This is a genomic window from Paraburkholderia sp. SIMBA_027 (assembly GCF_046535315.1).
GTDB lineage: Bacteria > Pseudomonadota > Gammaproteobacteria > Burkholderiales > Burkholderiaceae > Paraburkholderia > Paraburkholderia tropica.
Window position 1 is genome coordinate 1 of record NZ_JAWRWY010001762.1, and the last position, 229, is coordinate 229.

Genomic DNA, 229 nt, shown 5'->3' on the forward strand with positions numbered 1-229 from the left:
TTCAAGTCGCGCGGCCTCGCATGGGCGAGCCGGGCGCCGTATAAGGATTTCGATCATGCCCGCAACTTCCACGAAACACGCCAAGGTTCTGATTCTCGGTTCCGGTCCGGCCGGCTATACGGCTGCGGTCTACGCGGCACGCGCCAACCTTGCGCCGGTGCTCATCACGGGTCTGGCCCAAGGCGGCCAGCTGATGACCACGACCGACGTCGAAAACTGGCCGGCCGAC

The 229-nt window shown here is 65.1% G+C and carries 1 protein-coding gene; it reads left to right on the forward strand.

What is annotated here, in order from left to right; all coding sequences use genetic code 11:
- Window positions 1–55 precede the first annotated feature (55 nt).
- Window positions 56–229, forward strand: a 174-nt coding sequence (locus SB764_RS45210) for an FAD-dependent oxidoreductase (protein WP_410867466.1), incomplete at its 3' end; no start/stop codon positions are given.